This is a genomic window from Neorhizobium huautlense (assembly GCF_002968575.1).
GTDB lineage: Bacteria > Pseudomonadota > Alphaproteobacteria > Rhizobiales > Rhizobiaceae > Neorhizobium > Neorhizobium huautlense.
Window position 1 is genome coordinate 53,875 of the sequence record NZ_PVBM01000004.1, and the last position, 25,272, is coordinate 79,146.

General features: G+C 61.0%; 25 protein-coding genes. 8 read left to right on the forward strand and 17 right to left on the reverse strand.

Annotated elements, in window-relative coordinates:
* Window positions 1-303: 303 nt before the first annotated feature.
* Entirely contained in the window at window positions 304-795 is a 492-nt protein-coding gene (locus tag C5L12_RS05910) for a MarR family winged helix-turn-helix transcriptional regulator (protein ID WP_105371101.1), read from the forward strand.
* A gap of 14 nt (window positions 796-809) precedes the next feature.
* Here the strand turns inward: C5L12_RS05910 and C5L12_RS05915 are convergent, their stop codons facing one another.
* From C5L12_RS05915 to pcaD, 5 genes are read right to left on the reverse strand one after another with little or no spacing between them, the layout of a single operon-like run.
* Window positions 810-1,862 (reverse strand): 3-carboxy-cis,cis-muconate cycloisomerase, encoded by a 1,053-nt coding sequence (locus tag C5L12_RS05915; protein WP_105371102.1) that lies wholly within the window; start codon window positions 1,860-1,862, stop codon window positions 810-812.
* A 24-nt stretch (window positions 1,863-1,886) separates the two neighbouring features.
* Entirely contained in the window at window positions 1,887-2,504 is a 618-nt protein-coding gene (pcaG, locus tag C5L12_RS05920) for a protocatechuate 3,4-dioxygenase subunit alpha (protein ID WP_105371103.1), read from the reverse strand.
* 3 nt (window positions 2,505-2,507) lie between these two features.
* On the reverse strand, window positions 2,508-3,248 hold the full coding sequence (gene pcaH / locus C5L12_RS05925) for a protocatechuate 3,4-dioxygenase subunit beta (RefSeq protein ID WP_105371104.1): 741 nt from the start codon (window positions 3,246-3,248) through the stop codon (window positions 2,508-2,510).
* Window positions 3,245-3,661 (reverse strand): 4-carboxymuconolactone decarboxylase, encoded by a 417-nt coding sequence (gene pcaC / locus C5L12_RS05930; protein WP_105371105.1) that lies wholly within the window; start codon window positions 3,659-3,661, stop codon window positions 3,245-3,247. The genes pcaH and pcaC overlap by 4 nt, the downstream gene beginning before the upstream one ends.
* 2 nt (window positions 3,662-3,663) lie before the next feature.
* A complete protein-coding gene (pcaD, locus tag C5L12_RS05935) occupies window positions 3,664-4,461 on the reverse strand; it encodes a 3-oxoadipate enol-lactonase (RefSeq protein WP_105371106.1) in 798 nt (265 codons plus the stop codon).
* Window positions 4,462-4,555: 94 nt separating this feature from the next.
* Here pcaD and pcaQ point away from each other — a divergent pair, with 94 nt between their 5' ends.
* Window positions 4,556-5,482 (forward strand): pca operon transcription factor PcaQ, encoded by a 927-nt coding sequence (pcaQ, locus tag C5L12_RS05940; protein ID WP_105371310.1) that lies wholly within the window; start codon window positions 4,556-4,558, stop codon window positions 5,480-5,482.
* On the opposite strand, the gene C5L12_RS05945 is transcribed toward pcaQ, so the two are convergent.
* Complete coding sequence (locus C5L12_RS05945; RefSeq protein WP_105371107.1) at window positions 5,483-5,815, reverse strand: hypothetical protein; 333 nt, start codon at window positions 5,813-5,815, stop codon at window positions 5,483-5,485. It abuts the gene before it with no gap.
* 145 nt (window positions 5,816-5,960) lie between these two features.
* Here C5L12_RS05945 and C5L12_RS05950 point away from each other — a divergent pair, with 145 nt between their 5' ends.
* On the forward strand, window positions 5,961-7,217 hold the full coding sequence (locus tag C5L12_RS05950; RefSeq protein WP_105371108.1) for a glycerate kinase type-2 family protein: 1,257 nt from the start codon (window positions 5,961-5,963) through the stop codon (window positions 7,215-7,217).
* Between the two features lie 44 nt (window positions 7,218-7,261).
* On the opposite strand, the gene C5L12_RS05955 is transcribed toward C5L12_RS05950, so the two are convergent.
* The 6 genes from C5L12_RS05955 to C5L12_RS05980 all read right to left on the reverse strand — a co-directional run bounded on the left by C5L12_RS05955 (window position 7,262) and on the right by C5L12_RS05980 (window position 12,313).
* Window positions 7,262-8,167, reverse strand: coding sequence for a S1C family serine protease (locus C5L12_RS05955; RefSeq protein ID WP_105371109.1), 906 nt, complete (start codon window positions 8,165-8,167; stop codon window positions 7,262-7,264).
* Window positions 8,168-8,428: 261 nt separating this feature from the next.
* Complete coding sequence (locus C5L12_RS05960) at window positions 8,429-8,962, reverse strand: DUF992 domain-containing protein (protein ID WP_105371110.1); 534 nt, start codon at window positions 8,960-8,962, stop codon at window positions 8,429-8,431.
* Window positions 8,963-9,141: 179 nt separating this feature from the next.
* On the reverse strand, window positions 9,142-9,552 hold the full coding sequence (locus C5L12_RS05965) for a TIGR02588 family protein (protein ID WP_105371111.1): 411 nt from the start codon (window positions 9,550-9,552) through the stop codon (window positions 9,142-9,144).
* 9 nt (window positions 9,553-9,561) lie between these two features.
* Window positions 9,562-10,461: a TIGR02587 family membrane protein gene (locus C5L12_RS05970; RefSeq protein WP_245422778.1), complete on the reverse strand. Its 900-nt coding sequence runs from the start codon at window positions 10,459-10,461 to the stop codon at window positions 9,562-9,564.
* A 114-nt stretch (window positions 10,462-10,575) separates the two neighbouring features.
* Window positions 10,576-11,349, reverse strand: coding sequence for a DUF1194 domain-containing protein (locus C5L12_RS05975; protein WP_105371112.1), 774 nt, complete (start codon window positions 11,347-11,349; stop codon window positions 10,576-10,578).
* A gap of 82 nt (window positions 11,350-11,431) precedes the next feature.
* Window positions 11,432-12,313, reverse strand: coding sequence for a LysR family transcriptional regulator (locus C5L12_RS05980; RefSeq protein WP_105371113.1), 882 nt, complete (start codon window positions 12,311-12,313; stop codon window positions 11,432-11,434).
* 103 nt (window positions 12,314-12,416) lie between these two features.
* On the opposite strand from C5L12_RS05980, the gene C5L12_RS05985 reads away from it, so the two are divergent.
* Genes C5L12_RS05985 through C5L12_RS06000 form a run of 4 tightly spaced genes read left to right on the forward strand, consistent with a single transcriptional unit; the run spans window position 12,417 to window position 18,976 of the window.
* Window positions 12,417-14,867, forward strand: a complete 2,451-nt coding sequence (locus C5L12_RS05985; RefSeq protein ID WP_105371114.1) for a GcvT family protein — start codon at window positions 12,417-12,419, stop codon at window positions 14,865-14,867.
* Entirely contained in the window at window positions 14,864-17,314 is a 2,451-nt protein-coding gene (locus tag C5L12_RS05990) for a GcvT family protein (protein WP_105371115.1), read from the forward strand. The genes C5L12_RS05985 and C5L12_RS05990 overlap by 4 nt, the downstream gene beginning before the upstream one ends.
* 23 nt (window positions 17,315-17,337) lie before the next feature.
* Window positions 17,338-18,567: an aromatic ring-hydroxylating oxygenase subunit alpha gene (locus tag C5L12_RS05995; RefSeq protein ID WP_105371116.1), complete on the forward strand. Its 1,230-nt coding sequence runs from the start codon at window positions 17,338-17,340 to the stop codon at window positions 18,565-18,567.
* A 7-nt stretch (window positions 18,568-18,574) separates the two neighbouring features.
* A complete protein-coding gene (locus C5L12_RS06000) occupies window positions 18,575-18,976 on the forward strand; it encodes a GFA family protein (protein ID WP_105371117.1) in 402 nt (133 codons plus the stop codon).
* Here the strand turns inward: C5L12_RS06000 and C5L12_RS06005 are convergent.
* The gene (locus tag C5L12_RS06005; RefSeq protein WP_105371312.1) at window positions 18,973-19,320 is read right to left on the reverse strand and encodes a GNAT family N-acetyltransferase; all 348 of its coding nucleotides are present in this window, start codon (window positions 19,318-19,320) and stop codon (window positions 18,973-18,975) included. The genes C5L12_RS06000 and C5L12_RS06005 overlap by 4 nt on opposite strands.
* Window positions 19,321-19,509: 189 nt before the next feature.
* On the opposite strand from C5L12_RS06005, the gene C5L12_RS06010 reads away from it, so the two are divergent.
* Window positions 19,510-19,746 (forward strand): hypothetical protein, encoded by a 237-nt coding sequence (locus C5L12_RS06010; RefSeq protein ID WP_105371118.1) that lies wholly within the window; start codon window positions 19,510-19,512, stop codon window positions 19,744-19,746.
* Window positions 19,747-19,749: 3 nt separating this feature from the next.
* Here the strand turns inward: C5L12_RS06010 and C5L12_RS06015 are convergent, their stop codons facing one another.
* From C5L12_RS06015 to C5L12_RS28360, 4 genes are read right to left on the reverse strand one after another with little or no spacing between them, the layout of a single operon-like run.
* Complete coding sequence (locus tag C5L12_RS06015) at window positions 19,750-20,535, reverse strand: carnitinyl-CoA dehydratase (protein WP_105371119.1); 786 nt, start codon at window positions 20,533-20,535, stop codon at window positions 19,750-19,752.
* Window positions 20,532-22,589, reverse strand: coding sequence for an acetate--CoA ligase family protein (locus C5L12_RS06020; RefSeq protein ID WP_105371120.1), 2,058 nt, complete (start codon window positions 22,587-22,589; stop codon window positions 20,532-20,534). The genes C5L12_RS06015 and C5L12_RS06020 overlap by 4 nt, the downstream gene beginning before the upstream one ends.
* A gap of 2 nt (window positions 22,590-22,591) precedes the next feature.
* On the reverse strand, window positions 22,592-23,752 hold the full coding sequence (locus C5L12_RS28355) for an acyl-CoA dehydrogenase family protein (RefSeq protein ID WP_170109057.1): 1,161 nt from the start codon (window positions 23,750-23,752) through the stop codon (window positions 22,592-22,594).
* A 27-nt stretch (window positions 23,753-23,779) separates the two neighbouring features.
* The gene (locus C5L12_RS28360; protein WP_170109058.1) at window positions 23,780-25,270 is read right to left on the reverse strand and encodes a carnitine 3-dehydrogenase; all 1,491 of its coding nucleotides are present in this window, start codon (window positions 25,268-25,270) and stop codon (window positions 23,780-23,782) included.
* Between the last annotated feature and the right edge of the window lie 2 nt (window positions 25,271-25,272).

A 25,272-nucleotide genomic window follows, 5' to 3' on the forward strand; every position in this document is an offset into this window, starting at 1 on the left:
ATGGATACGTCCAAGCCTCCAGTGCGTTAAATCGGCGGGACAGAGAGGGACATTATGAACAGCATTCCTGCCTTATTGCTGGCTTTGGCCGCTCTCATCGTGATCGGATTCTACGTTTTTTCCTTTTTCAATATCCTCGCCGGATGATCCTTGCGCGGGGAAGCTTTGGAGATGGCGTGGCGGAGAGTTGGTTCCGCTTCACCGACCCTTGTCTGCTCGTGCCTCAGATAATATGGTTTGATATCAAACTATCTTGCCGATCTGGTTCCGTTACGTTAGTTTTGCGGCGGGGAGGACGGCACGATGACAGGGAAGCTATCGGTAGAGCGGGCGAACGACGCGCGGGCATCGTCTAGGGACACCCAAGATCTCATATCCTCGATATTCCAAAACCGCATCGGCTATCACTTGCGCGTGGCGCAAGAGGCGTCGTTTCAGACTTTCGCGAAGGCGACCGGAGGGGCCGATCTGAAGCCCGGCTGGTATGCGCTGCTGACCGTGCTGGCTCAGCGCGACAGCATGACGCCATCAGAACTCAGCCGTATCTGCGGCCGCGATCGCTCGACCCTCACGTCGAGCCTGAAGGACCTTGCCGATCGCGGCTTGATCGACCGGCAGTTAAATCCCGATGACCAGCGCAGCTACAGTGTCAGGCTCACCGAGGATGGCCGCAGCATGCAGGAACGGCTCCAGGTAATTGCCGATGCGCATGACAGGCTTCTCGAGGAGATTGCCGGTGAAGACAAGAAGGTTTTTCTGTCTGTGCTTGCCAGGCTCAGTGCGGTTCTGAGCTGAAGCCCGACGTTCGCCTACCGTCCGAGCGACCGGATATTGGCCGCAAGCTCCGCCGCAAGACGCAAGGCGGCCCCTGTTGCCATCACGAGCGGCGGCAGGACCAGCCATTCCAGTGTCCATGCAGCACCCGACCGCTCCTGCTCGTGAACCATCGATTGCTGCAGGGCGGAAATCTGCACGGCATTGAACCGGGCAAGCGCAACCAACACTTCGGCAGCCACCGGATTCTGCTTGTGAGGCATGGCGGAGGAACCGCCTCCGCCGGCAAGCTCGATATCGCCGCCCACCTGAGCAAGCAGCGCCACGTCCTGACCGAACTTTCCAAGCGATCCGGAAGTCATCGCCAAAATGCCGCCCAGTTCGACCAGACGGTCCCGCTGGCTTTGCCACTGGGCGGCGTTGCCAAGCGAAAGCCTGAAGGCAAGGGCCTGGCGCACGATCTCAGCCTTGTCGCCCAGTTTTTCCAGCGTGCCTGCCGCCCCGCCAAATTGCACCGCAAGGCCAGTGGTTGAGAAATTCTCCAGCCGCCCGCGATGGCGCGTCAGCGGCTCCCGCCATGCGCGGATACGATCAGATACGGAGATGGGGATCGCCGCTTGCATGCGGGTGTGACCCATAAGAGACCGAGCGCCGAAGACCCGATCCATCTCTTCAAAAGCCTTTTCGATCGAAAAAAGTCGATCGTTGAACAGCCCGCAAAGTGGCTTCAGTCTGAGAACCAGCGCAGTGTCGATAACGTCCTGACTGGTGGCACCGAAATGCACATATTGTGCCGCCTCGCCGCCGACTGCCTGGCGCAGTTGCCGCACGAGCTCGGGAACGACAACGCCGTCAAGCCCGGTTCCGGCGCGAAGCCTTCCCAAATCCGGCACGAATGTTTGACACGCTGCGCTGATTGTTTGCGACGCGTGTGCGGGAATGACACCCGCGCTTTCTTCCGCGCCGGCCAGGGCATCTTCGAATGCCAGCATAGCCTTGATTTCGGCCTCGGCCGAAAACAGTCGTCCGGTCTCCTCGTCGCCGACAAGACCGGACAGGTAGGGGTGCTCGAAAGCCGAAAGGCTCATGCCGACTCCTGAATTCTTCGTTTCTCAGATATCGAAGAAGATGGTTTCGTTTTCGCCTTGAAGATAGATATTGAACGTCACCACCGCCCCGTCACGCTTGCCGATCAGGGTGGGAACGCGAACCCGGTGCTCGATGCGCGACAGGATCGGGTCCGCCGCATTGGCCTCTTCCTCGTCGGAGAAGTACATGCGGGTGTTGAGGCCGAGATTGATGCCGCGGGCGACAATCCAGAAATTGACATGCGGGGCCATCAGCCGGCCGTCCCGGAAGGGCACCTTTCCCGGCTTGATCGTCTCGAAGGCGAATTCGCCGGTCGCCATGTCACCGGGCTGGCGAGCCCAGCCGAAGAAGTTCGGATCTCCCTTGCCGCGGGTTTCCGAGGGGCTGTTGTAGAAGCCGTCCGCGTCCGCCTGCCAGATCTCGATCAGCGCGTCCTTGAGCGGCGTGCCTACGCCGTCATAGACGAAACCGCGAATGGTGATGCGCTCGCCGCGGGTCTTGTCGTTGACCAGCGAACCGGAGCCCAGATCCTCGGGATAAACGCCGGTGATGCCTGAAAAATTCGGCGTGCAGCCGATGTGGACATAGGGCCCCGCTGTCTGGGAGGCCGATTCCTTGAAGTAAGTGAGCGGCTGAACCATGGATCAGTTACCTTCCTTGCGGTTCTCGAAAAATGTCGAGCGGCGGCCGCGCAAGATGATGTCGAATTTATAGGCCCGCATGTCGTGCGGGATGGTGTTTTGCATGTCGAGAGCGGCAATCAGGCCCTTGATGGCGTTCTCGTCCGGAATGGTTTTGACGATGGGACAGATCCAGACCATGGGATCGCCTTCGAAATACATCTGGGTGATCAGGCGCTGGGCGAAGCCATGACCGAAGACCGAGAAGTGGATATGCGCCGGGCGCCAATCGTTGACGCCGTTCGGCCACGGATAGGGGCCGGGCTTGATGGTCTTGAAGAAATAACCGCCGTTCTCGTCGGTGATGGCGCGGCCGAAGCCCCCGAAATTCGGGTCGAGGGGCGCAAGATAAGTTTCCTTCTTATGGCGGTAGCGGCCACCGGCATTGGCCTGCCAGAACTCCACCAGCGCTCCCGGGATACCGACGCCGCGCTCGTCCAGCACGCGGCCGTGGACGAGGATGCGTTCGCCGATCGCCATCTCGCCCGGCTTGGCATAGTTGACGATCAGGTCGTTGTCGAATTCGCCGAGAATATTATGGCCGAAAACCGGACCAGTGATCTCGCTCTTGGTGCCTTCAAGCGAAATCAGCGCGCGCTGCGGCGAGCGGAGCACCGAAGTCTTGTAACCGGGCGTGAATGCCGGCGGGTGCCAGGCCCTGTCGCGAGCAAAGAAGGGTGTGGTTTCGGGTGGCATATTTTTCATCTTACCTCCTCCGCGGCCTTTTCCGCGTCCATTTCGGCGTAGGTCGCCTTGGCCACCTTGAACGCATGATTGGCGGCCGGAACCCCGGCGTAGATTGCCACATGCATCAAGGCCTCGCAGATATCGTCTCTCGTCGCACCGGTATTGGCGGTGGCACGAATATGCATCGCGACCTCTTCATAATGGCCAAGCGCGGCAAGCAACGCGATCGTCACCATGGAACGTTCGCGCCTGGTCCAGTTCGGGCGGGACCAGAGCGTACCCCAGGCGCTTTCGGTTATGAGTTGCTGGAACGGCTGATCGAACGGCGTCTGGTTCGCCTGTGCACGGTCCACATGGGCGTCGCCGAGCACCGAACGGCGAACCTTAAGACCATCGGCATAGCGGTCGGATGGCGCTTGAGCTTCGGCCATGTCTATTCCTCTTCCAATTCTTCGATGAAGCCACGGATTAGGGCGGCGTAAGCGGCTGGGGCCTCCACGCACGGGATATGCGCCGCGCCTTCGATGACCTCGTAACGCGAGCCGGGTATGAGATCGGAAAGAGATTTCACCACGTCAGGCGGCGTGGAACCATCCTCGCGGCCAACGATGCAGAGCGTCGGCGCGGCGATTTCCTTTGCCGCAGCAGTGAAGTCGGCATCGCGAATTGCCGCGCAGGTACCGCTGTAGCCGCTCACGGGCTGACGCACGAGCATATTGCAATATGCCTGGTAAGCTGCGTTTTCCGGCCTGCGGAAGCCTTCGGTAAACCATCGCTGCATGATGGCCTCCAGGATGCTGCCGATTCCCTTTTCTTCCACCGCCGCAATGCGCGCCGCCCACATCTCGTTCGTGCCGATCTTGTGGGCCGTGTTGGAAAGCACAAGCGCCTTTACCAAATCCGGCCGGCTCTCATACAAACCCTGAGCAATCAACCCGCCGACGGACAAGCCGCAGACGATGACGCGAGACAGCGCAAGGTGATCCAGCAGGCCGGCGAGATCGGAAGCGTGATCCTCGATTGAGTAGGGAGGGTTTCCCAGGCCCGACAAGCCGTGGCCACGCATGTCGTAAGTCAGGATTGTGTAATCCTCGGCAAGCTTCGGGAGTACCTGATGCCATATGCGGCTATCGGTCCCCAGCGAATTGATGAAGACGATGGTGGGCCGGCCGTCATCCGCGCGGCGGATGTCGTAATGGATCACGATATCGTTAATGTGCACAAACTGCATCCGCGCCTCCTCTCGCATTGGTAGATTGCACTAGTTTCTGGTTAGGTAAAATGATATTTTCAGCATGTTCTCCTAACCCCAAGGTTATTTGATCTTGATCAATTCTCGAGTCAAGTTTCGACACTTGCATACATTTGTCGAAGTCGCGCGTCAGAAAAGCGTCGTAAGAGCTGCCGAAATACTCCACGTGAGTCAGCCGGCTGTCACAAAGACCATCCGCGAACTGGAAGATGCCCTGGGCGTTTCGGTATTCGAGCGCGAAGGGAGGGGCATCCGCATTACCCGCTACGGGGAAGTGTTCCTGCGCCATGCCGGCGCCGCGCTGACGGCGCTGCGGCAAGGCATAGACTCCGTATCGCAGGAGCTCTTCGATTCCGCTCCTCCCGTGAGGATCGGCGCTCTGCCGACCGTATCGACCCGGATCATGCCGCGCGCCATGGGGTTGTTTCTGGCCGAGAAGACCGGGAGCCGCGTCAAGATCGTAACCGGGGATAATGCGGTGTTGATGGAGCAGCTCAGGGTCGGCGATCTTGACCTCGTCGTCGGCCGCCTGGCCTCCCCGGAGAAGATGGCCGGCCTTTCCTTCGAACACCTTTATTCCGAACAGGTGGTCTTTGCGGTCCGGTGCGGCCACCCGCTGCTGGAAAGCAAGCAGTCGGTTTTCGAGGGGTTATCCGACTATCCGGTGCTGATGCCCTCGCGCGGCTCGATCATCCGGCCGTCGGTGGAGCAATTCCTTATCGCCAACGGCGTCGCAACTCTGCCGACCCAGGTGGAGACGGTTTCGGATGCCTTTGGACGCGCTTTCGTCAAATCGAGCGATGCGATATGGATCATTTCGGCCGGTGTCGTTGCAGCAGAGATTGCGGACGGCAATTTGGCAGCGCTGCCAATCGACACCACCGAGACCCGGGGGCCCGTAGGCCTGACCATGCGGGTCGACGCAGAAACCTCAACCCCGCTTGCCATTCTAATGCAGACCATTCGGCAATCCGCTGCCGAGATCATGCCTGCCCGGTAATCAGCTAGCCCGCAACTCCGGAAACTTGTTGCGCAGCTCCTCCATTGAACCGACCACGGCGTCATCGGCGCGCAGTGTCACCGATATGTTGTCGGCAACGTTCAATGTCTCTTCGAAATGCACCGGAATCCGGTTTCCATCCTGCCGCACCAGGGTTGCCTCCTTGCGGAACCCGTTTTTCAGCAGCCAATCGCGGGGCGCCGTGAGGCTGACGGCGACGTGAAAGGCTCCATCGTCCTCCTTGCGAGCCTTGAGCTTATAGGTGACGGCCGATCGACTGCCGCCGATGTCGATTTGCCCCGGATAGCCCGCTTCCTTGATATGTTCGGTCATTTGTCACTCCTTCCATGCGGCGAATCTCAAGGACAACCGAGTGCCGCTCGGTTTGTTCCCGCGCTACGCGGTAGCGGGCGATCAAGCCCGGTTGACGGTCGTCAGCCGCCGTGATCGAAAGATGCCGGACTTCGAGGAGTGAGAAATGGAAGACAGGAACTTTCTGGCGGCGCTGTTCCACGCCGCCGTCAATGCCGCCGATCCGCTGACCGGCATCAGGAACCATCTTCCCTCCCCGCCAAATGGCGGACGCACGGTCGTAATCGGCGCAGGCAAGGGAGCCGCGCAGATGGCGGCAGCCCTTGAAAGCGTCTGGCAGGGGCCACTCTCGGGCCTGGTCGTGACCCGCTATGGCTACGGCTGCCGCACAAATTCGATCGAGATCCTGGAAGCCTCCCATCCGGTGCCTGACGCCGCCGGGCTTGCCGGTGCAAAACGCCTGGTGCAGGCAATCAGCGATCTCAACGAGCGGGATCTTGTCATTGCGCTGATCTGCGGCGGGGGCTCGGCTCTCTTGCCCGCCCCGCCTGAGGGTCTGACGCTTGACGACGAGATCGCGCTTAATGAGGTCTTGCTTGCCTCCGGTGCGCCGATCTCGGCGATGAACGTGGTTCGCAAGCATCTTTCGACCATCAAAGGCGGACGTTTGGCCGCCGCCACCAAGGCGCGCGTCGTCAGTCTTATCGTTTCGGACATTCCAGGGGACAATCCGGCATTCGTTGCCTCCGGCCCGACCATACCCGACGACACGACCAGGCATGACGCTCTCGCCATCATCGAACAGTACAAGCTGGATTTGCCCGATGCGATGCTTGCGCATTTAAATTCCTCTGCGGCCGACGCGCCAACACCCGACGATCCCGTCTTCTCCCGCCACGAGCATTTCGTCATCGCCTCCGCCGGCGTCTCGCTCGAAGCCGCAGCGGAAGTAGCCCGCGCAAATGGAGTTACCCCCCATATCCTCTCCGACTCCATTGAAGGTGAAGCCAGGGATGTGGCGCTGGTTCACGCGGCCCTGGCCCGCGAGGTGGCCTTGCGCGACAGACCCTTCTCAAAGCCGGCCGTCCTGTTATCGGGCGGCGAGACGACCGTGACGTTGCGTGCAAAAGGCGGCCGAGGCGGACGCAACGGTGAGTTCGCGCTGGCTCTTGGGCTCGCAATCGATGGTCACGGGATCACGGCGCTTGCAGCGGATACGGACGGCATTGACGGTTCGGAAAACAATGCCGGCGCCTTTGCCGATGGCACCACGGCAAGACGACTTCGCTCAGCCGGCCTGGACGCCAGGAAGCTTCTCGACGCCAATGACAGCTTTACCGGCTTCTCGGCGATCGGAGACGTCTTTCAGACGGGGCCGACCGGCACGAATGTCAATGACTTCCGAGCCATCCTGATAAGGTAGAACAACCCGGCTAAGTCCTTGCCGAAGTTCAAGCAGGAACGGAACTACTGCAACTGCGGCTTGTGCAGGAAATCATTGCGGTCGGCGGATCGCACCCTCAACCATGCTTCGCGCCCATCGCGCAGGATGCGCATGGGGATCTCCGATCCCGGCGGACCCGTCTTCCAGAGCTTGCGGTAAAAATCGGCAAGCCCGTCGATCTCGTCGTCGCGAATTTCGGAAATCACATCGCCACGGCGAAGCCCTGCCTGCGCGGCCGGACCGTTTTCGGTGACGCTCATTACCACGACCTCGCCATTGTTTTCGGCCGAATAGGCCCCGAGCCATGGGCGAGGCAAACGATTGAACTCGCCGCGGTTGAGAAGATCGTCTAGGATCGGCTTCAACAGGTTGATCGGCACGGCCATGTTGATATCGGCGATTTCTCCGCCTCGGCTCATCTGCAGTCTGAGCGAACCGATTCCGATCAGCTTACCTTCCGCGTCGATCAATGCTGCTCCGCCCCAGGACGGATGCGCCGGCGCGATGAAGATTGCCTCCTCCAGAAGATATTCCCAATAACCTGCAAACTCCTGCTTGGCGACGATGTTGCCGCGTATGTAGTGGCCTTCGCCATCCGCAAGCACAATCGGGTCGCCAAGAAAGGCGCCATCGGAATCGCCGATCGGCAGAGCCGGCAAATCGAGCGGGGCAAGCGCCTGGACCAGGCCGAAACCGCTTTCCTGATCGTAAGCCAGCGCATGTGCGGGCACGACCTTACCGTCATGCCTAGTCAGCCACACTTCCTCAGCTTCGGTGATCAGATAACCGATCGTCAGCACCAACCCGTTCTCGCGAATGACGACTCCGCTTCCTTCCCGGCGGGTGCCGAGCGTATTGGCCGTAAAGGCATTCTCGGGAATTGATGCTCGTACGGCCACGACGGACCGCAAAATCTTCTCCGTATCCATGATGCAAATCCTGATGAGGCGCTTACTGGCTCAAAACCCCGCAAGTTCTGCAGGATCAAGCCGTATCTTGCTATTAAGGTATGAATATGAAGGGCCTGCGGCAAGGGGGTCTATCGAAGCGGCAAGACTAAACGCCTGGCTCCGAGTGCGACATGGGTTCGAGGTTATGGGTCTGGCCTATCTATGCGGTTTCCGCAGTGCTGTAATACAACCTAGAACGGACACAGCTCCTCGCTCGGGAAGAGCTGTGTCCAGAGACAATCAGCTCGCCGGAGTCAGTGTTACGGACGTTCCAGTTGCGGCGAGGTTGAGGCCGAGCTGGCCGGTGACGCTCACTGTCTGCAGATGGATGGAACCGGAGGTCCCGCCGACGAGCAGGTTGGCGCCGACGCCTGCGCCGACAGTCGCTTCGGCCGTGGCTCCCTGATAGAGGCCGCCCAGCGACCCGTGGTGATATCCGGCAGTCGGGGCGAAGACGGCCCAGATCAGGCGCGAACGGGTGGTAAAGCCGACATCGATGCCCATCTTCCGGACAACACCTGTATAGTGGTCGATCGGCTCGCTGCCGATTGCCGACGTAAAGGCGCAGTCCGCTTCCTTGGCGGAACCAAGAACGTAACCGACACCGCCGCCAATCGTGCAATCGAGATAACCGATGCGCACGCCGCCGCGCTGATCCGGTTCCTCATAGGTCGGAACCGGGTCACGGCGGGAAATCACGTCGGCCCCAACGGCGGCTCCCGCGCTTGTAATCACTGGCAAGGCGGCAATCGCCACCACAACAAATTTCTTCATCCCTGTACTCCTTATATTATCGTCGCCGCTCTTATGCCCAAGCTTCGAGCGAGCCGGCGAAGCAGCGTTGGCTAACGCATGTGGCGGAAGAATGATCCCGGTGTGGCGGCGCACAATTTGTCACGAATTCGGCGTCAACGTGATGACGCAGCGGGTTCAATCGCGCGCTATTCCCGATCTTAGGGGTCCGTATATCCCAGAGCCCTAATCCTGATCTCGCGCTCACCCGGATCCTGAAGGAACAGGATTGCTCCTGAGGCTTTCGATTCCGCCGGGACGTAGTCGAAGGTGATATCGGCCTCTTCGACTGCCTGCCCCCCATCGATCACCTCGCCCCGCACGACGACGGCCGCCGCCGTCTGGTTGGCCCTGTTGAAGATCTCGAACTCCACTCGATGTCCACCCTCGACTGCCGCGCGGCCGGTAATGGTGACCGCAAATTCAGGGGGCAGATCCTCTTCCATCAACGCCTCAAGGCCGATCCAGCCAATCATGGCGATAACCAGCAGCGCCGAAACCGTGCCGGTGACCCATTCTATCCAGTGGGGGTCTCCGGTTTCTCGATGTGGTCGCGTGGATATCGTGGTCATGGCTGCTCGCTAAAGGATAAGCCGGGCGGCGGCGGCACCGATCGCACCTGGAAAGGCCAATACAATGGCCGACATCAGGGCTTGCGTCGCGGCGCTGTCGTCGAGGCGGCCGAAGGTCCAGAGGACGTAAAGGCTGATCAGCATCGCCACCATATAGCCGGGCAGTGTGAAACGGATGAGAGCATGCCACCGGGGGGTGTTCTCCCCAAGCTCATGCGCACCTTTGAAGGCAACGGCGTAGACAAAGCCATGCATGATGGCAATCGATATGACGACCGTCATGAGCGCGTGCCAGGGCGTCATCTTGAAGGAGATCAAGATGATCTCCTCAGTCGGAGCGACATTCAAGCTGAGGAACAAGGCGCCGACCGCCATGAGAAACAGCTCTCGGCTATAGCTGGTGGACATTTCGTCCGGTACCGCGTCGCCCTCTTTACCCTTACCTTGCCGACCCTCTTCATCGCTGCTCTCATCGCTCCCCGCCTGCCCGCCGAGTTGCGACCGGCCAAGCAGCGCCCCGATGCTCGCCGGAACCGCCTGGATGGCAATCTTTCCGATGATTTCAGAAAACGGCATGTGCGGTTCAAGGTCACCAAGGAGTGCGAGGACGAGCCCACTCATAACGATGCCGAGGCCATAGGCTATGGTCGCGTCGCGGATCGCCTCCTGCCATGTCGACGTATGTTCAAACCCGATGCGATCGGCGAGCACAATGAGAAGCGGAATGTTGACCGTTAAAAGGAGGAACAGACGGAACCCGTCGATATAAAAACCGAGCTGCCAAAGCTCCATCGTCATCAGCATCGGCATGCCGAACAGCATTGCACCGGCGGCGCCGCGGCCTAAGCCGACCAGCAAGTGGCGAGACGGGCTGATATCGGTTGGCTGGCCCCTCGTCACGCTGCTCAAGATCCTCCTCCTCAGTCAGACAGGCGGACCTAAACACATGGAGTGAAAAAATGTTCCGGGAGCCGATCAGGAAGACGAGAAAGCGTTACGTTCGATCAGTTCGTATCTGCCGGTTTACCGGTCGAAGAGGTCTTGCCACTGTTTTTCACCAATAAGACAATCGGTGCTGGGCACGCCGGCGGCTTTCTGTACGGTTGCGGGAGGTGTGATTTCGCTGATCTCCGTCACAAGCTTGCGACGCACGGCAACGGCAAAATCCTCGATCTTGTGGACCGGCAGCACGAAGGAGCCGGGTCCACCGATGACGCAATCCGCATAATATTTGTCGAGGCCGCCCGGTGCGCCGGAAGGGCGCAGCATAAGCGCCAGCCCATTGATGACAATGCCCGCCTCCATCGCCTTGTCACGGGCGGGAACGACCGGATTGCCGGAATTGTTCGGACCATCGCCGGAAATATCGATCACCTGACGCATGCCGCGATAGGAATTCGCAACGATCATCGTCGCGCCCTGGGCAATTGCCGCGGATATCGACGTTCGTCGTTGTGTATTGATCGGTCTCGCTTCAAGCAGGTTCGCGAAATCGATCGCATCCTGCGCCGTCTCGATAACCTGCCACCCTATGACGGAATTCGGCACCACATCGCCGGCCCACTCGAAATAGCTGATCGCGATCTTGCCGAGCAGCCCCGTTTCCACCGCCTCGATGAACTCTCTGTGCTTGAGGGCCTCGACATAACCCTCCCGCTGAATGCGCACTTCTTCGTAATCCATGGAGCGGGACGTATCGACGGCAAGCACCAGCTCCACGTCGACCTCCCCACCCCCGGCCTGTGCCATGACCGGCGTGGCGGAGAGACTTATCAGCATCGCGAGTGTGGTAAGCATCGGCAATCCCGTCACTGCGTTTGAAGTCGCAAAACTGTAACACAGCCGCGTCAGCGGGCGACTCCCGGTATTCTCGATCCCTTCAACTTTCGGTGATGGTGGAGCCCTCTTGCCTCTCCTCGGCAACAAGTTTTGCAAGGGTTGCGATGAGACGGCGATGCTGATGGGAATGACGCGAGCGAACATTGGTGGCAGCGTAGGCCGTTTGGGCGATCACAGGCGCATCGGAGACGATTTGCGCAACCTCTTTCTTCACCAGGTCTTCGGCAGTCGCACGCGTGACATAGGCGGCACCGCCCAACGTCGTGATAAGTTCGGCGACCATGAGGTTGCGACCGGTCGAAAGGGGTGAGGCGGAAAACTGCGGCAATGCCAATCTGTGCGCGCGGTCGAAGGCTGGTGAATAGTTGGCGTATATATAATCCTGCTGCCTTATGTTGCTGAGTGTTGTCGCTTGCGTGCTCACGAGAATATATGAGATCTCTCCAAGCCGTTCATAATGCAGGTCCGGCAGGTGATGGGGCGTATAGAGAACGGCGAGATCGAGATCGCCTGCGCCAAGATCACGATTCATCTGATTGGAATAATCCGCCTCCAGATAGATCGACATGCCCTGCAATTCTTCACGCACCGCCTTCAAAAAACGTCCGGCAAACATCTCCGCGACGTCATGTTGAATGCCAATCCGCATTGCCCGCTCGTAGGCGCCGGCGGCCTCGACCGCGCGTGCTGCCTCATGCCATTGCTGTTGCAACGCCTTGGCATGGTCGAGCAGACGCATCCCGGCCACCGTCGGCACCGTACCGCCCTTCCCCCGAACGAAAAGCTTCCGGCGAAACATTGCCTCCAGCGCATTCACGCGGTGCGAAACCGTCGACTGGGTGATGTTGAGGCGCTCGGCGGTGCGATTGAAGCTCCGCGTCTCCATGAGGTCCAGGAAGGTCTCGATCAACTCGAACTGCATGGTCCCCAATCTAATCGAAATCTTCGATCAATAAAGCCCGAACTTCCAACTTGATGCCGGTCAATTCAGCTGCAAATCTCGCTGTGAAATCAGGGGAAGAGCAATGGCGGAACTGCCGGAACGGGCGCGCGTGGTGATCATCGGCGGCGGAGCGGTGGGCGCATCGTCGCTCTATCATCTCGCCAAGGCCGGCTGGACGGATTGTGTGCTGATCGAGAAGAACGAGCTGACCGCCGGCTCCACCTGGCATGCGGCGGGCAATGTTCCGACGTTTTCGTCCTCCTGGTCCATCATGAACATGCAGCGTTATTCCGCCTCGCTCTACCGCGAGCTGGGAGCGCTCGTCGATTACCCGATGAACTACCACGTTACCGGCTCGATCCGGCTCGGGCACAGCAACGAGCGGCTGCGCGAGTTCAAGCGCGTCGTCGGCATGGGCCGTTACCAGGGCATGGACCTCGACATCCTCTCACCTGACGAGATGCGCTCGAAATACCCTTTCCTCGAAACCCACGAGCTGACCGGCGCGCTCTACGACCCCTATGACGGCGATATCGACCCGGCGCAGCTGACCCAGGCGCTGGCGAAGGGTGCCCGCGACATGGGCGCCAGGGTGATCCGCTTCTGTCCCGTCACGGCAGCGCGCCGGGAGAAGGGCGAGTGGGTCCTGACCACGCCGAAGGGCGAGATTGCCTGCGAATACGTCGTCAACGCGGCCGGTTATTATGCGCGCGAAGTGGGAAAACTCTTCGGCCGCGACGTGCCGATGATGGTGATGAGCCACCAATATATTCTGTTCGACGAAATCCCGGAGCTTGCCGTCTGGTCGAAGGAGGCCGGCCACAAGCTGCCGCTCTTGCGCGATGTCGACAGCTCCTACTATCTCCGGCAGGAGAAGACCGGCATGAATCTCGGTCCCTACGAGCGGAACTGCAAGGCGCATTGGGCCACTCCTGACGATCCGATGCCGGAGGATTTTTCCTTCCAGCTTTTCCCCGACGATCTCGACCGGCTGGAATGGTATCTGAACGATGCCGTTTCCCGCGTGCCGATCCTCGGCACCGCCGGCCTGTCGCGCATCATCAACGGGCCGATCCCCTATGCGCCGGACGGCAACCCGCTGATCGGGCCGATGCCCGGCGTGCCGAATGCATTCGAGGCCTGCGTCTTCACCTTCGGCATCTGCCAGGCGGGCGGCGCCGGCAAGGTTCTGGCCGAATGGGTGACGGAAGGCGAAACAGAATGGGACATGTGGAGCTGCGACCCGCGCCGCTACACGGGCTTCGCCTCCGATCCGGATTATTGCGTCGCCAAGGGAATGGAAATCTACGGCCATGAATACGCCATGCATTTCCCGAAGCACTACTGGCCAGCCGGCCGCGGCCAGAAACTCTCTCCGATCCATGATCGCATTACCGCGCTCGGCGCCCAGTTCAAGCCCTATAACGGCTGGGAACGTGCCATGTGGTATGCGAAACCGGGCGACGACACATCCGAAGAAGCGACGCAGACCTGGAACCGAGAAGGGCCGTGGAGCCCGCGCATGGAGGAAGAATGTCTCGCGGTCCGCGATGCTGCCGGCATCCTCGACCTGCCCGGCTTTTCCCGCTACCGGGTCGAGGGACCGGGTGCCACCGAATGGCTCTCCTCGCTGATCACCGGCAAGGTGCCGAAACCTGGCCGCATCGGGCTTGCCTATTTTGCCGACGACAGGGGCCGTATCGTCACGGAAATGTCGGTGATGGCGATCGAGGAGGACTCCTTCTTCCTCATCACCGCCGCGACCGCGCAATGGCACGATCTCGACTGGCTGAAAAAGCACCTGCCAACCGATGCGGGCTTCGCCATCGAGGACGTCACGGAGCCGTTTTCCTGCCAGATCCTCTCCGGTCCGAAGAGCCGCGATATTCTTGCCGAACTCTGCGATGCCGATCTTTCGGCGGGTTGGCTCACCCACCAGCCAACAAAGATCGCCGGCCACTCCTGCCATCTGCTGCGCGTCTCCTTTGCCGGCGAACTCGGCTGGGAAATCCACACGAAGGTGGAGAATACCGCGCCCGTTTTTGACACCGTCTGGGCGGCAGGGCAGAAACACGGCTTGAAGCCTTTCGGCATGGAGGCTCTCGATTGTCTCAGGATCGAGAAAGGCTACCGCGCCTGGAAGGGCGACCTTTCGACCGATTACACCATATTGCAGGGCGGGCTCGAACGCTTTGTCGATTGGTCGAAGCCGGATTTCAAGGGTAAGGCCGCACTTGCTGCGGAGAAACAGCAGGGTGTGAGGAAGCGTTTTGTCACCCTCGTCGTCGAGGCCGGCGATTGCGATGCGCCTTATATGTCCACCCTCTGGCATGGCGGACAGGTCGTTGGCGAAACGACCTCCGGAAACTGGGGCTACCGCGTCGGTAAATCCATCGCGCTCGGCATGCTGCGCGCCGACCTTGCCGAACCCGGGACCGAACTCGAAGTCGAAATCTTCGGCGACCGTTTCAAGGCAGTCGTGCAAGCGGAACAGGCGCTCTGGGACCCGGCGAATGAGAGGATCCGCGCATGAAGACGATCCCCTCGAAAGCCCGGGCGGTCATCATCGGCGGCGGCGTCTCCGGCTGTTCGGTCGCCTATCACCTTGCCAAGCTCGGCTGGACGGATGTCGTACTGCTCGAACGCAAGCAGCTCACTTCCGGCACGACCTGGCATGCGGCCGGCCTGATCGGCCAGTTGCGGGCCAGCCAGAACATGACGCGGCTCGCCAAATATTCCCGCGATCTCTACGTGCAGCTCGAAACCGAGACCGGCATAGCCACCGGCATGAAGCAGAACGGCTCGATGACCGTTGCGCTGACCGAAGAGCGGAAGGAAGAGATCTACCGTCAGGCCTCGCTCGCCCGCGCCTTCAACATCGACGTTCGCGAGATTTCGCCGGAAGAGGCGAAAGCGATGTATCCGCATCTCAACATCGGCGACGTGAAGGCGGCAGTCCACCTGCCACTCGACGGCCAATGCGATCCGGCCAATATCGCCATGGCCTTGGCGAAAGGCGCCAGGCAGAACGGCGCGACCATCATCGAGAGCATCAAGGTCACCGAAGTACTGACCAAGGATGGTCGCGTCACCGGCGTCGCCTGCGAGAAGGCCGGCGAGCGGTACCTCATCGAGACGGAAAACGTCGTAAACTGCGCCGGCATGTGGGGCCGTGATCTGGCGGCGCAGTCGGGTATCGCCGTGCCGCTGCATGCCTGCGAACACTTTTATATCGTCACCGAACCGATTGCAGGGCTGACCCAACTTCCCGTGCTTCGGGTGCCGGACGAATGCACCTATTACAAGGAGGATGCCGGCAAGATGCTCGTTGGCGCCTTTGAACCGGTGGCAAAGCCCTGGCCGCCGGCCGGCGAGAAAATCCGGGAGGATTTCTGCTTCGACCAGTTGCCGGAGGATTTCGACCACTTCCAGCCGATCCTTGAAATGGCGATCAACCGCATGCCGATACTGGAAACTGCCGGCATTCACACCTTCTTCAACGGTCCGGAAAGTTTCACCCCCGACGACCGTTATTATCTCGGCGAGGCGCCGGAACTCAAAGGTTATTGGGTGGCGGCCGGCTACAATTCGATCGGCATCGTCTCCTCCGGCGGTGCCGGCATGGCGCTTGCCCAGTGGATGAACGACGGCGAGCCGCCTTTCGATCTCTGGGAGGTGGATATCCGCCGCGCCCAGCCCTTCCAGAAGAACCGGCTCTATCTCAAGAACCGCGTCACCGAAACGCTCGGCCTGCTTTATGCCGACCATTTCCCCTATCGCCAGATGGCGACCGCCCGAGGCGTGCGCCGTTCGCCGATCCACGAGCACCTCAAAGCACGCGGTGCGGTGTTCGGCGAAGTGGCCGGCTGGGAACGCGCCAACTGGTTTGCGAGACCGGATCAGCAACGCGAATACCGCTATAGCTGGCAGCGGCAGAACTGGTTCGACAATCAGCGCGAGGAGCATCTGGCGGTCAGGACCGGCGTCGGGCTGTTCGACATGACATCGTTCGGGAAAATCCGTGTCGAGGGCCGCGATGCGATGGCTTTCCTCAACCGCGTCTGCGCCAACCAGATCGACGTGTCGGCCGGCCGCATCGTCTATACCCAGATGCTGAACCGCAAGGGGGGCATCGAAAGCGACCTCACAGTCACGCGGCTTTCCGAAACCGCCTTCCTGGTCGTCGTGCCGGGCGCCACGCTGCAGCGCGACCTCGCCTGGCTGCGGAAAAACGTCGGCGAGGAATTCGCCGTCATTACCGACGTCACCGCCGCCGAAAGCGTGCTCTGCGTCATGGGTCCGACATCACGTGAACTGCTCCAGAAGATCAGCCCAAACGACTTTTCCAATACGGCGCATCCCTTCGGCACGGCCCGCGAGATTGAGATCGGCATGGGTCTCGCCCGCGCCCATCGCGTCACCTATGTCGGCGAACTCGGTTGGGAGCTTTATATCTCGACCGACCAGACGGCGCATGTCTTCGAGGTGCTAGAACAGTCGGGCGCGGATATCGGCCTCAAACTCTGTGGCATCCACACGCTGGATTCGTGCCGCATCGAAAAAGCTTTCCGCCATTTCGGCCATGACATCACCGATGAGGATCACGTGCTGGAAGCCGGCCTCGGTTTTGCGGTGAAGACGGACAAGGGGGATTTCATAGGCCGCGATGCCGTGCTGCGCAAACAGGATTCCGGCCTCGACCGCCGGCTGGTGCAGTTCCGGCTGACCGATCCCGACCCGCTGCTCTTCCATAACGAGGCGGTTGTGCGCGACGGCAGGATCGTCGGGACGATCACGTCGGGCAATTACGGCCACTTCCTCGGCGGCGCGATCGGCCTGGGTTACGTGCCCTGCAGGGGCGAGAGCGCGGCGGATATGCTGGGGTCGAGCTACGAGATCGAGATTGCCGGCAAGAGGGTGAAGGCGGAAGCGTCGTTGGCGCCGATGTATGACCCGAAGGCCGAGCGGGTGCGGATATAACCGCAATTTTCAAGGAGACGACAATGCTCGCATCCGAACCGACTAAAGACCGTACAGAGGGCGACCGCATCGACCGGCTGATCGCTGAACACCGCCCCGGCCATGGCCTCGCCCGCCCCTTCTATCACGATCCTGACATCTTCGAACGGGACATGGCGCGGGTCTTCTTCCGCCACTGGCACTGCCTGGCGCATGAAAGCGTTATCCCCAACCTCCACGATTTCGAACTCTTCAAGCTCGGCGCCGAACAGGTGATCCTGACCCGCGCCGGCGATGGGACAGTGCATGCGATGCTGAATGTCTGCCGTCATCGCGGCGCCGAGGTTTGCACGCAGGAAAGGGGCAATGCCAAGGCTTTCGTTTGTCCTTACCACGCCTGGACCTTCGCGAATGACGGCCGGCTAAAGGCAGCCCGGCTGATGCCGAAGGATTTCAAGCGTGAAGACCACGGGCTGAAAAAGCTCCACGTTCGCGTGGTCGAAGGCCTCGTCTTTATCTCGTTTGCGGAAAACCCGCTGGATTTCTCCGCGGTGGAAAATCTGCTGCGCGCCACCTGCGGCCAATATGGCTGGGCTTCGGCCAAAGTCGCATATCGCCAGAGCTATCCGCTGAATGCGAACTGGAAGCTCGCCGTCGAAAACTACGTCGAATGTTATCACTGTGGCCCGGCACATCCCGAATATTCCGAAACCCATGCGCTGGAACAGCCGCTGCATATGATCGAAGAGCTGAACGCGAAGATGGAAGAGCGTACCTGCGCTTTGGGCATCGAGGTCGGTTCCGGCAATCACTGGGAGACCTCACGGGAAGGCCGGGAGGCGATCCATGCCTTCCGATATGCGCTTTATGACGGGGTGAAGACCGGCAGCAGGGACGGCCAGCCGCTCGCTCCGTTGATGGGCCGCTTCTCCGATTTCGACGGCGGCGTCACCTCCATCCATCTCGGCGGCACCAGCTTCCTTGTCTGTTATGCCGACCACGGCATGATCTACCGCTTCATCCCGAAGACGGTCGACACCTGCGAGATGGAGCTGATCTGGCTGGTGGATGCCGGGGCCGAGGAAGGCCGCGACTACGATCTCGAAAAACTCACCTGGCTCTGGACGGTAACGACCGACGAGGACAAGGCGATCATCGAGCACACCGCCCGCGGCGTGGTCTCGCGTTTCTTCGTGCCCGGCCCGATCGCCCCTATGGAACAGAACGAATTGCGCTATATCGGCTGGTATCTGGACGAGATCAGCCGGGCGTGAGGCACAGATGAAGAGATTGTCGGGCGAGTGCTTTTGCGGCGCGGTGGCATATGCTGTCGAGGATGCCTTTGTCTACGCCGCCATCTGCCATTGTTCGAATTGCCGCCGCACCACCGGCTCGGCCTTCAAGCCGTTCGCAGGAATCCCGCGCGAAAAACTTGCGCTGACCAAGGGCGCCGATAGCCTGCTGATCTATGGCGGCCCGGACAATCACGATGCCCATTGCCGCGCCTGCGGTTCGCTTCTTTATTCGCTGGTACGCGAGGCGGCGTGGGTGCATGTGGCGATGGGAACGCTCGTGGATGCGCCAACCATCCGACCGACACATCATATCTTCGTCGGCTCTAAGGCGCCGTGGTACGAGATCACCGACGACCTGCCGCAATATGAGGGGCACAAGAGCGCCTAGGCCTTGGCCGCCAGCACCTTCAGCCTTTCGCCTTCGAGGCGGTAGAAAACGCGGTCTTCCTTCCGGTCGCCGCCGAGTTCGTCATAGAAGCGCAGCAGCCTTTCGTTGGAGCGCGCCGCGGTCCAGTCGATCCGGCCGAAGCCGCGCTCGGCATTGGCGACGTAGAGGTCTTTCAAAAAGAAACCGGGCTTCAGGCCCGGGCCGGGATAACTGGCGCCGAAAGCGGCCATGCCGACGATGCGGTCAGTCTTCGCCAGCAGGATTTCGGAAGCTTGCGGGCGGCTGCGGATGCCTTCCAGCACAGCCTCGTGCGGCGGGCAGAAGACGCCGTAATAGGCCTGCATTTCCTCAAGCAGCGAGGCGAGATCTTCCGCATCCGCCAGTTCGAAAAAGCCTATATCCAAATCTGTCATCCCAATGAAGCTGCCAGGCCGAAACCGCCAAGCCTAGCCCCGAATTTTTTCACGAGTGTTGCGGCCGGTGTTGACTTCTTCCTCTCCATGAACAGAATGGGAACATCAAAAGGGACTGACATGTCAAAATCGGAAAAGTTCATCGTCCTGCCATTCAAGAAGGTACGGGGAAACATCGCGCCGGGCGAGATGCGGGCAGCCTCCAACGCCGCTTCCGCGGAGAAGATCGCCCGCGCCATGGCCGAACGCTTTGTCGGCGTGGCCGCCTATTCCGTTCAGGTGGACATGGAAAGCGGCGACATGTCGGACCCGAAAGTCTTGTGGCAAGCGGGCGAAATCGCCGACATCGCGGCGTAACGGCTATTTCCCCTTCCAGACCGGATCCCGCTTTTCCGCGAAGGCACGTGCGCCTTCGAGCTGGTCTTCGCTGGAATAGAGCAGGTCGACCGTCTTGAGCTGACGGCGGGTGATGCGGTTCATGGTCGTCTGGAATCTTTCGCCTTCCGCCTCCCGCACCACTTCCTTGATCGCCGCATAGACGAGCGGCGGGCCGTTTTCGAGCAGCCGCGCCAGGTCCCAGGCGCGTGCCATCAGCCTGTCCGCCGGCAGGATTTCGTTGACGAAACCCCAGCGATGCGCCTCCTGCACGTCGAGCCACCGGCCGGTGAACAGCATATCCATGGCGATGTGATAGGGAATGCGTTTCGGCAGCTTGATCGAGGCGGCATCCGCCACCGTTCCTGAACGGATTTCCGGGAGGGCGAATGTGGCGTGTTCGGCGGCAAGGATGAGATCGGTCGACAGGGCGATTTCCAGCCCGCCGCCGCAGCAGATGCCGTTGACGGCCGCGATGATCGGCTTGTTGAGGTCGCGCAGCTCCTGCATGCCGCCAAAACCGCCCACGCCGTAATCACCGTCAACCGCGTCTCCGGCCGCTGCCGCCTTCAGATCCCAGCCGGGGCAGAAGAACTTTTCGCCGGCCCCGGTGATGATTGCGACACGCAGCGCGTCGTCGTCGCGAAAATCGCGAAAGATCTCGCCCATGATGCGCGAGGTCTTGAGGTCGATGGCGTTCGCCTTCGGCCGGTCGATGGTGACTTCCAGAATGCCGCCATCGCGGCGGGTCTTGATGGGTCGATCGGTCACGATATCCTCCTTCTCACCAGCGCATCTACCGCCACGACACCCTCGCCTTCCGGCAGCACTAGGACCGGGTTGATGTCCAGTTCATCGATATCTGCCGCGTTGGCAACAAGATAGGCCGCAACCGCTGCGACCGCCTGCTCGAGCGCTGCGATATCGCCCTTCGGTGCGCCGCGATAACCATCGAGCAGCCTCTTCACCTTCAGACCGGATATCGCGGCCGAAATCGCCTCCAGAGAGGCCGGCAGGGTGAGCAGCGCGGAATCGTCCAGAAGCTCGACCAGGATGCCTCCGGCGCCGACGGTCATCACCAGGCCCGCCACCGGATCGCGCATCGCGCCGATGATGATCTCCGCCACCGGCCGGCCGGCCATCTTCTCGACCAGATAACCGTTCGCGGTGCCGGCCATTGCACGTGCGGCGGCAACGACTTCCTCGGCAGTCCGGAGATTGAGCTTCACGGCACCGGCCTCGGTTTTGTGGGCAATCCCGCGGCCCTTCAGCGCCACTGGAAAGCCGAGTTTTTCCGCCGCCGGTCCGGTATCCTCGGGTTCGATCTCCACCAGCCCTTCCGGCACCGGCAGGCCGAAGGCGGAAAGCTCGCGTTTGGCTTCGTCCTCGTTGAGCGTCACGATTTCCGCTGAGCCGGTCGCGGTCCTGAGAAGCGGCTCGGGCGCCGGGCCTTTCCAGGCCGCGCCGATGAAGGCCGCGGTCTCGGCGGCGGCGAGCGCTTCCTCGATGCCGTAAAAAGGCACGAGGCCATCGCGCATCAATTGCTCGGCCACCATTTCCGGCAGGTTTTCTGCCATGCTAGAAACGATGCCGGCATTGGCGCCGGTTGCCGTGCGCGCTGCAACGACCGAGTTGACTGTTGTCAACCAGTCGGTCGCGTCGCAGCGGTCGAGGCGGGGGAAATCGAGCACGACGAGGTTCAGCGCGTAACCGCCCTGCATCATGGCGGTGAAGGCGGCCGTCTGCTTCTCGCCGTTGCCCCAGACGAAGGTATGGTAGTCGAGCGGATTGGCGAGCGTCACCATCGGGCCGAGCGTTTCGCGCAGCGGCTTCAACTGCTCTTCCCTGAGCGGCCGATAGGAAATCATCCGCTTCACGCCGGCATCGGCCATCAGCGAAGCCTCGCCGCCGGAACAGCTCATGGAGGAAATGTCGGCATTTTCCAGCGGGCCGTAAAGATGCAGCAGTTTCAGGGTTTCCAGGAGTTCCGGCAGGGTCCCGACGCGGCCGATGCCGACGCGCTCCAGCAGCGCGGAGGAGACACGGTCGTTGCCGGCCAGCGAAGCAGTGTGCGAGACGGTGGCGAGCTGCGCGGCTTCCGATTTTCCGACCTTCAGCATGGCGACCGGCTTTTTCAAGCGGCGAGAAAGATCGGCCAGCCGCTCCAGGGTTTCAAGACTGTCGAAACCCTCCACATGCAGGCCAATCGCCGTGACGCGGGGATCCTGGATGACTGTGCACGCGAGTTCTGCAAGCCCCGTCTGAGCCTGATTGCCGGCAGTCATCAGATAGGCGAGCGGCAAACCGCGTTGCTGCATGGAAATATTGCAGGCAATGTTGGAGGATTGCGTCAGCACAGCCACGCCCCGGTCCACCCGCAGCATGCCGTGCTGATCCGGCCACAGCAGCGCGCCATCCAGCATGTTGATGAAGCCATAGCAGTTCGGCCCGAGAATTGGCATGTCGCCGGCCGCCCCGACCAGCGCCCATTGCAGTTCGTCACCATCCCCAAGCTCACTTGCTGCTTCCCGGAAACCGGAAGCGTAACATACGGCCCCGCCTGCCCCGCGGGCGGAGAGCTCGCGGATGATCTCGATCGTAAGCTGCCGGTTGACGCCGACGAAGGAGGCGTCGGGTGCGGCGGGCAGATCGGCTACCGTGCGATAGCATTTGCGGCCAAGTATTTCGTCGGTTTTCGGATGGACGGGCCAGATTTCGCCCGCAAAACCCATCTTGTCGCATTGCTCGATGACACGCCGGGCCTCCTTGCCACCGAACACGGCAATGGTCTTCGGGCGGGTCAGGCGTTCGAGGGAGCGGGGCATCCTCAAGCCCCCAGCGGCCGCAAAAGATCGCGGCTGATGATGTGCCTTTGAATTTCCGACGTGCCGTCCCAGATGCGCTCCACTCGCGCATCCCGCCAGAACCGCGCCAGCGGCAGGTCGTCCATCAGCCCCATGCCGCCGAAGATCTGGATGGCTTCATCTGTGACTCGCGCCAGCATTTCGGTCGCGAAAACCTTGGCCGAAGCGATCTCGCGGTTCGACGGCAGACCTTGGTCAAGCCGCCAGGCGGCCGACAACGTCAGGAGGTCGGCGGCGTCAATCTCGGTGATCATGTCGGCAAGCTTGAAGGAAACGCCCTGGTTGGCGCCGATCGGCTTGCCGAATTGTTTTCGCTCGGCGGCGTAGTTCAAAGCATAGTCGAAAGCTCGTCGCGCCCGGCCGACGGAAGTAGCGGCGACGGTGAGGCGCGTGGCGTAGAGCCAGTCGTTGGCGATATCGAAACCCTTATGTACCTCGCCGAGGATCTGTGCCGACGGAAGGCGGCATTCGTCGAAGGTCAGGATGCAGTTCTGGTAACCGCGATGCGAGACGGAGTTGTAACCCTCGCGGATTTCGAACCCAGGCGTGCCGCGATCGACGAGGAAGCAGGTGATTAGCTTCTTTGGCCCACGCGGCGTTTCCTCCTCGCCGGTCGCGATAAAGACGATGACGAAATCGGCGATATTGGCGTGGGAGATGAAATGTTTCGTGCCGTTGACGACCCAATCGCCGCCGTCCTTCCGCGCGAAACATTTCATGCCGCGTACGTCTGAGCCGGCATCGGGCTCGGTCATGGCAAGCGCATCGAACTTTTCGCCCTTCACCGCCGGAAAAAGGTATCTTTCGCGCTGTTCGGCATTGCAGGCCATCAGGATGCCGGAGGGGCGGCCGAAGAAGACGGTGAGCGCCATCGAGCCGCGGCCGAGCTCGCGCTCCACCAGCGTGAAGGAGGTGTGGTCGAGGCCTGCGCCGCCCACCTCTTCCGGGAAATTGCAGCCGAAGAAGCCGATCTCACGGCATTTGCGGGCAATCTCCTGGCCGAGCTCGGGCGGCACAATGCCTGTGCGCTCCACCTCGTTTTCGTGCGGATAGATTTCCGTCTCGACGAAATCGCGGACGGTCTTGACGATCATCTCCTGCTCGTCGGTCAATCCGAAGTTCATATATTCCCTCCCCTCGCCGGCTTTCGATCAGCGCTTCTGCCCCACGGACCGCCCAGCCCCTTCCGGCGCGGGTAAGTCCGCATGCGCATCGATCAGCGGCTGCAGCCTGCCCATCACCTCCGCCCCCGGCGCCACGGCTTTGCCCTCGGCCGAGGTGACATGCAGCATCAGGTGTTCACAGGTCGCAAGCAGCACGCCATCCGAGGCACGGGTGAGAGACATAAAGCTCTGCAGCTTCTTGCCATCGGATGAGGGCAATATCTGTGCGGTGACCTTGAGGAGATCGCCGAGCTTGGCTTCGTCAAGCAGCCGCGTGTGGGTCTCTACCGTGTAATAGCTGTTGCCGGCCGCGACATAATCCATATCGACGCCGATCAGGCGGAGCAGTGCGTCGCTGGCATCGGCGAAGCATTGCGCGTAACGGAACTCGGTCATGTGACCATTGTAATCGATCCAGGACGGATGAACCTTGATCTGCAGGAGGTCGAGCGGCTCCTTGCTGAGCTTGGCCGCAGGTTTCGGCGAATTTTTCCAGAGATGTTTTTCAAATTCGGCGAGGATTTTGCCAGCGCCCCAACCGCGCCCTGCATCCCCGCTCTTCAGCGCCTGCATGATGCCGACGAGGTTTTCGTCGCGGATGCGTTCCAGTTCGCGAATACCACGGGCGCCGGATTGGGCGTCGGACTGGGCCGCGATCTTGTCCACCAGCGCATCATCGAGATCGACGACATCGGTGAGCTTCGTCCAGGGCCAGGAAAGGCAGGGGCCGAACTGCGCGAGGAAGTGGCGCATGCCCGCCTCTCCGCCGGCAATGCGATAGGTCTCGAACATGCCCATCTGCGCCCAGCGCATGCCGAAGGAATAGCGGATCACGTCGTCCAGCGTTTCCGTGTCGCAGATGTCGTCGTGGATCAGCCACAGGCCCTCGCGCCACACGGCTTCCAGCAGACGATCGCCGACGAACGCCTCGATCTCCTTTTTGATGATGACCCCCTTCATGCCGATCGGGGCGAGCTTTTCCTGTGCCGCCTTCAACGTTTCGGCGGCAGTCTTTTGACCGCCGACCAATTCGGCGAGCGGCAGCAGATAGACGGGGTTGTAGGGATGGGCGACGAACATGCGCTCCGGATATCTCATGTCGCGCTGGAGATCCGTCGGCATCAGGCCGGAGGTCGAGGAGCCTATCAGCGCCTTGGGGTCAGCGGCCGCGTCGATCTGAGTGATGACGTTGCGCTTCAGTTCCAGCCGCTCGGGCACGCTTTCCTGAATCCAGTCGGCGCCTCTTACGGCCTCTTCGACCGTCTGGCAGAAAGTAATTTTCCCTTGCGGCGGCAACGGCGCCATGGTGAGCATGGCATAGGCGCGTTCGGCATTGGCGAGCACTTCCCCGACAATGCGTTCGGCCTCCGGATGCGGGTCGAACATGTTGACGTCTATGCCGGCGAGCACGAAACGGGCGGCCCAGGCTCCGCCGATGACGCCGCCGCCGATGCAGGCTGCTTTTCCTATCTTGCTCATGG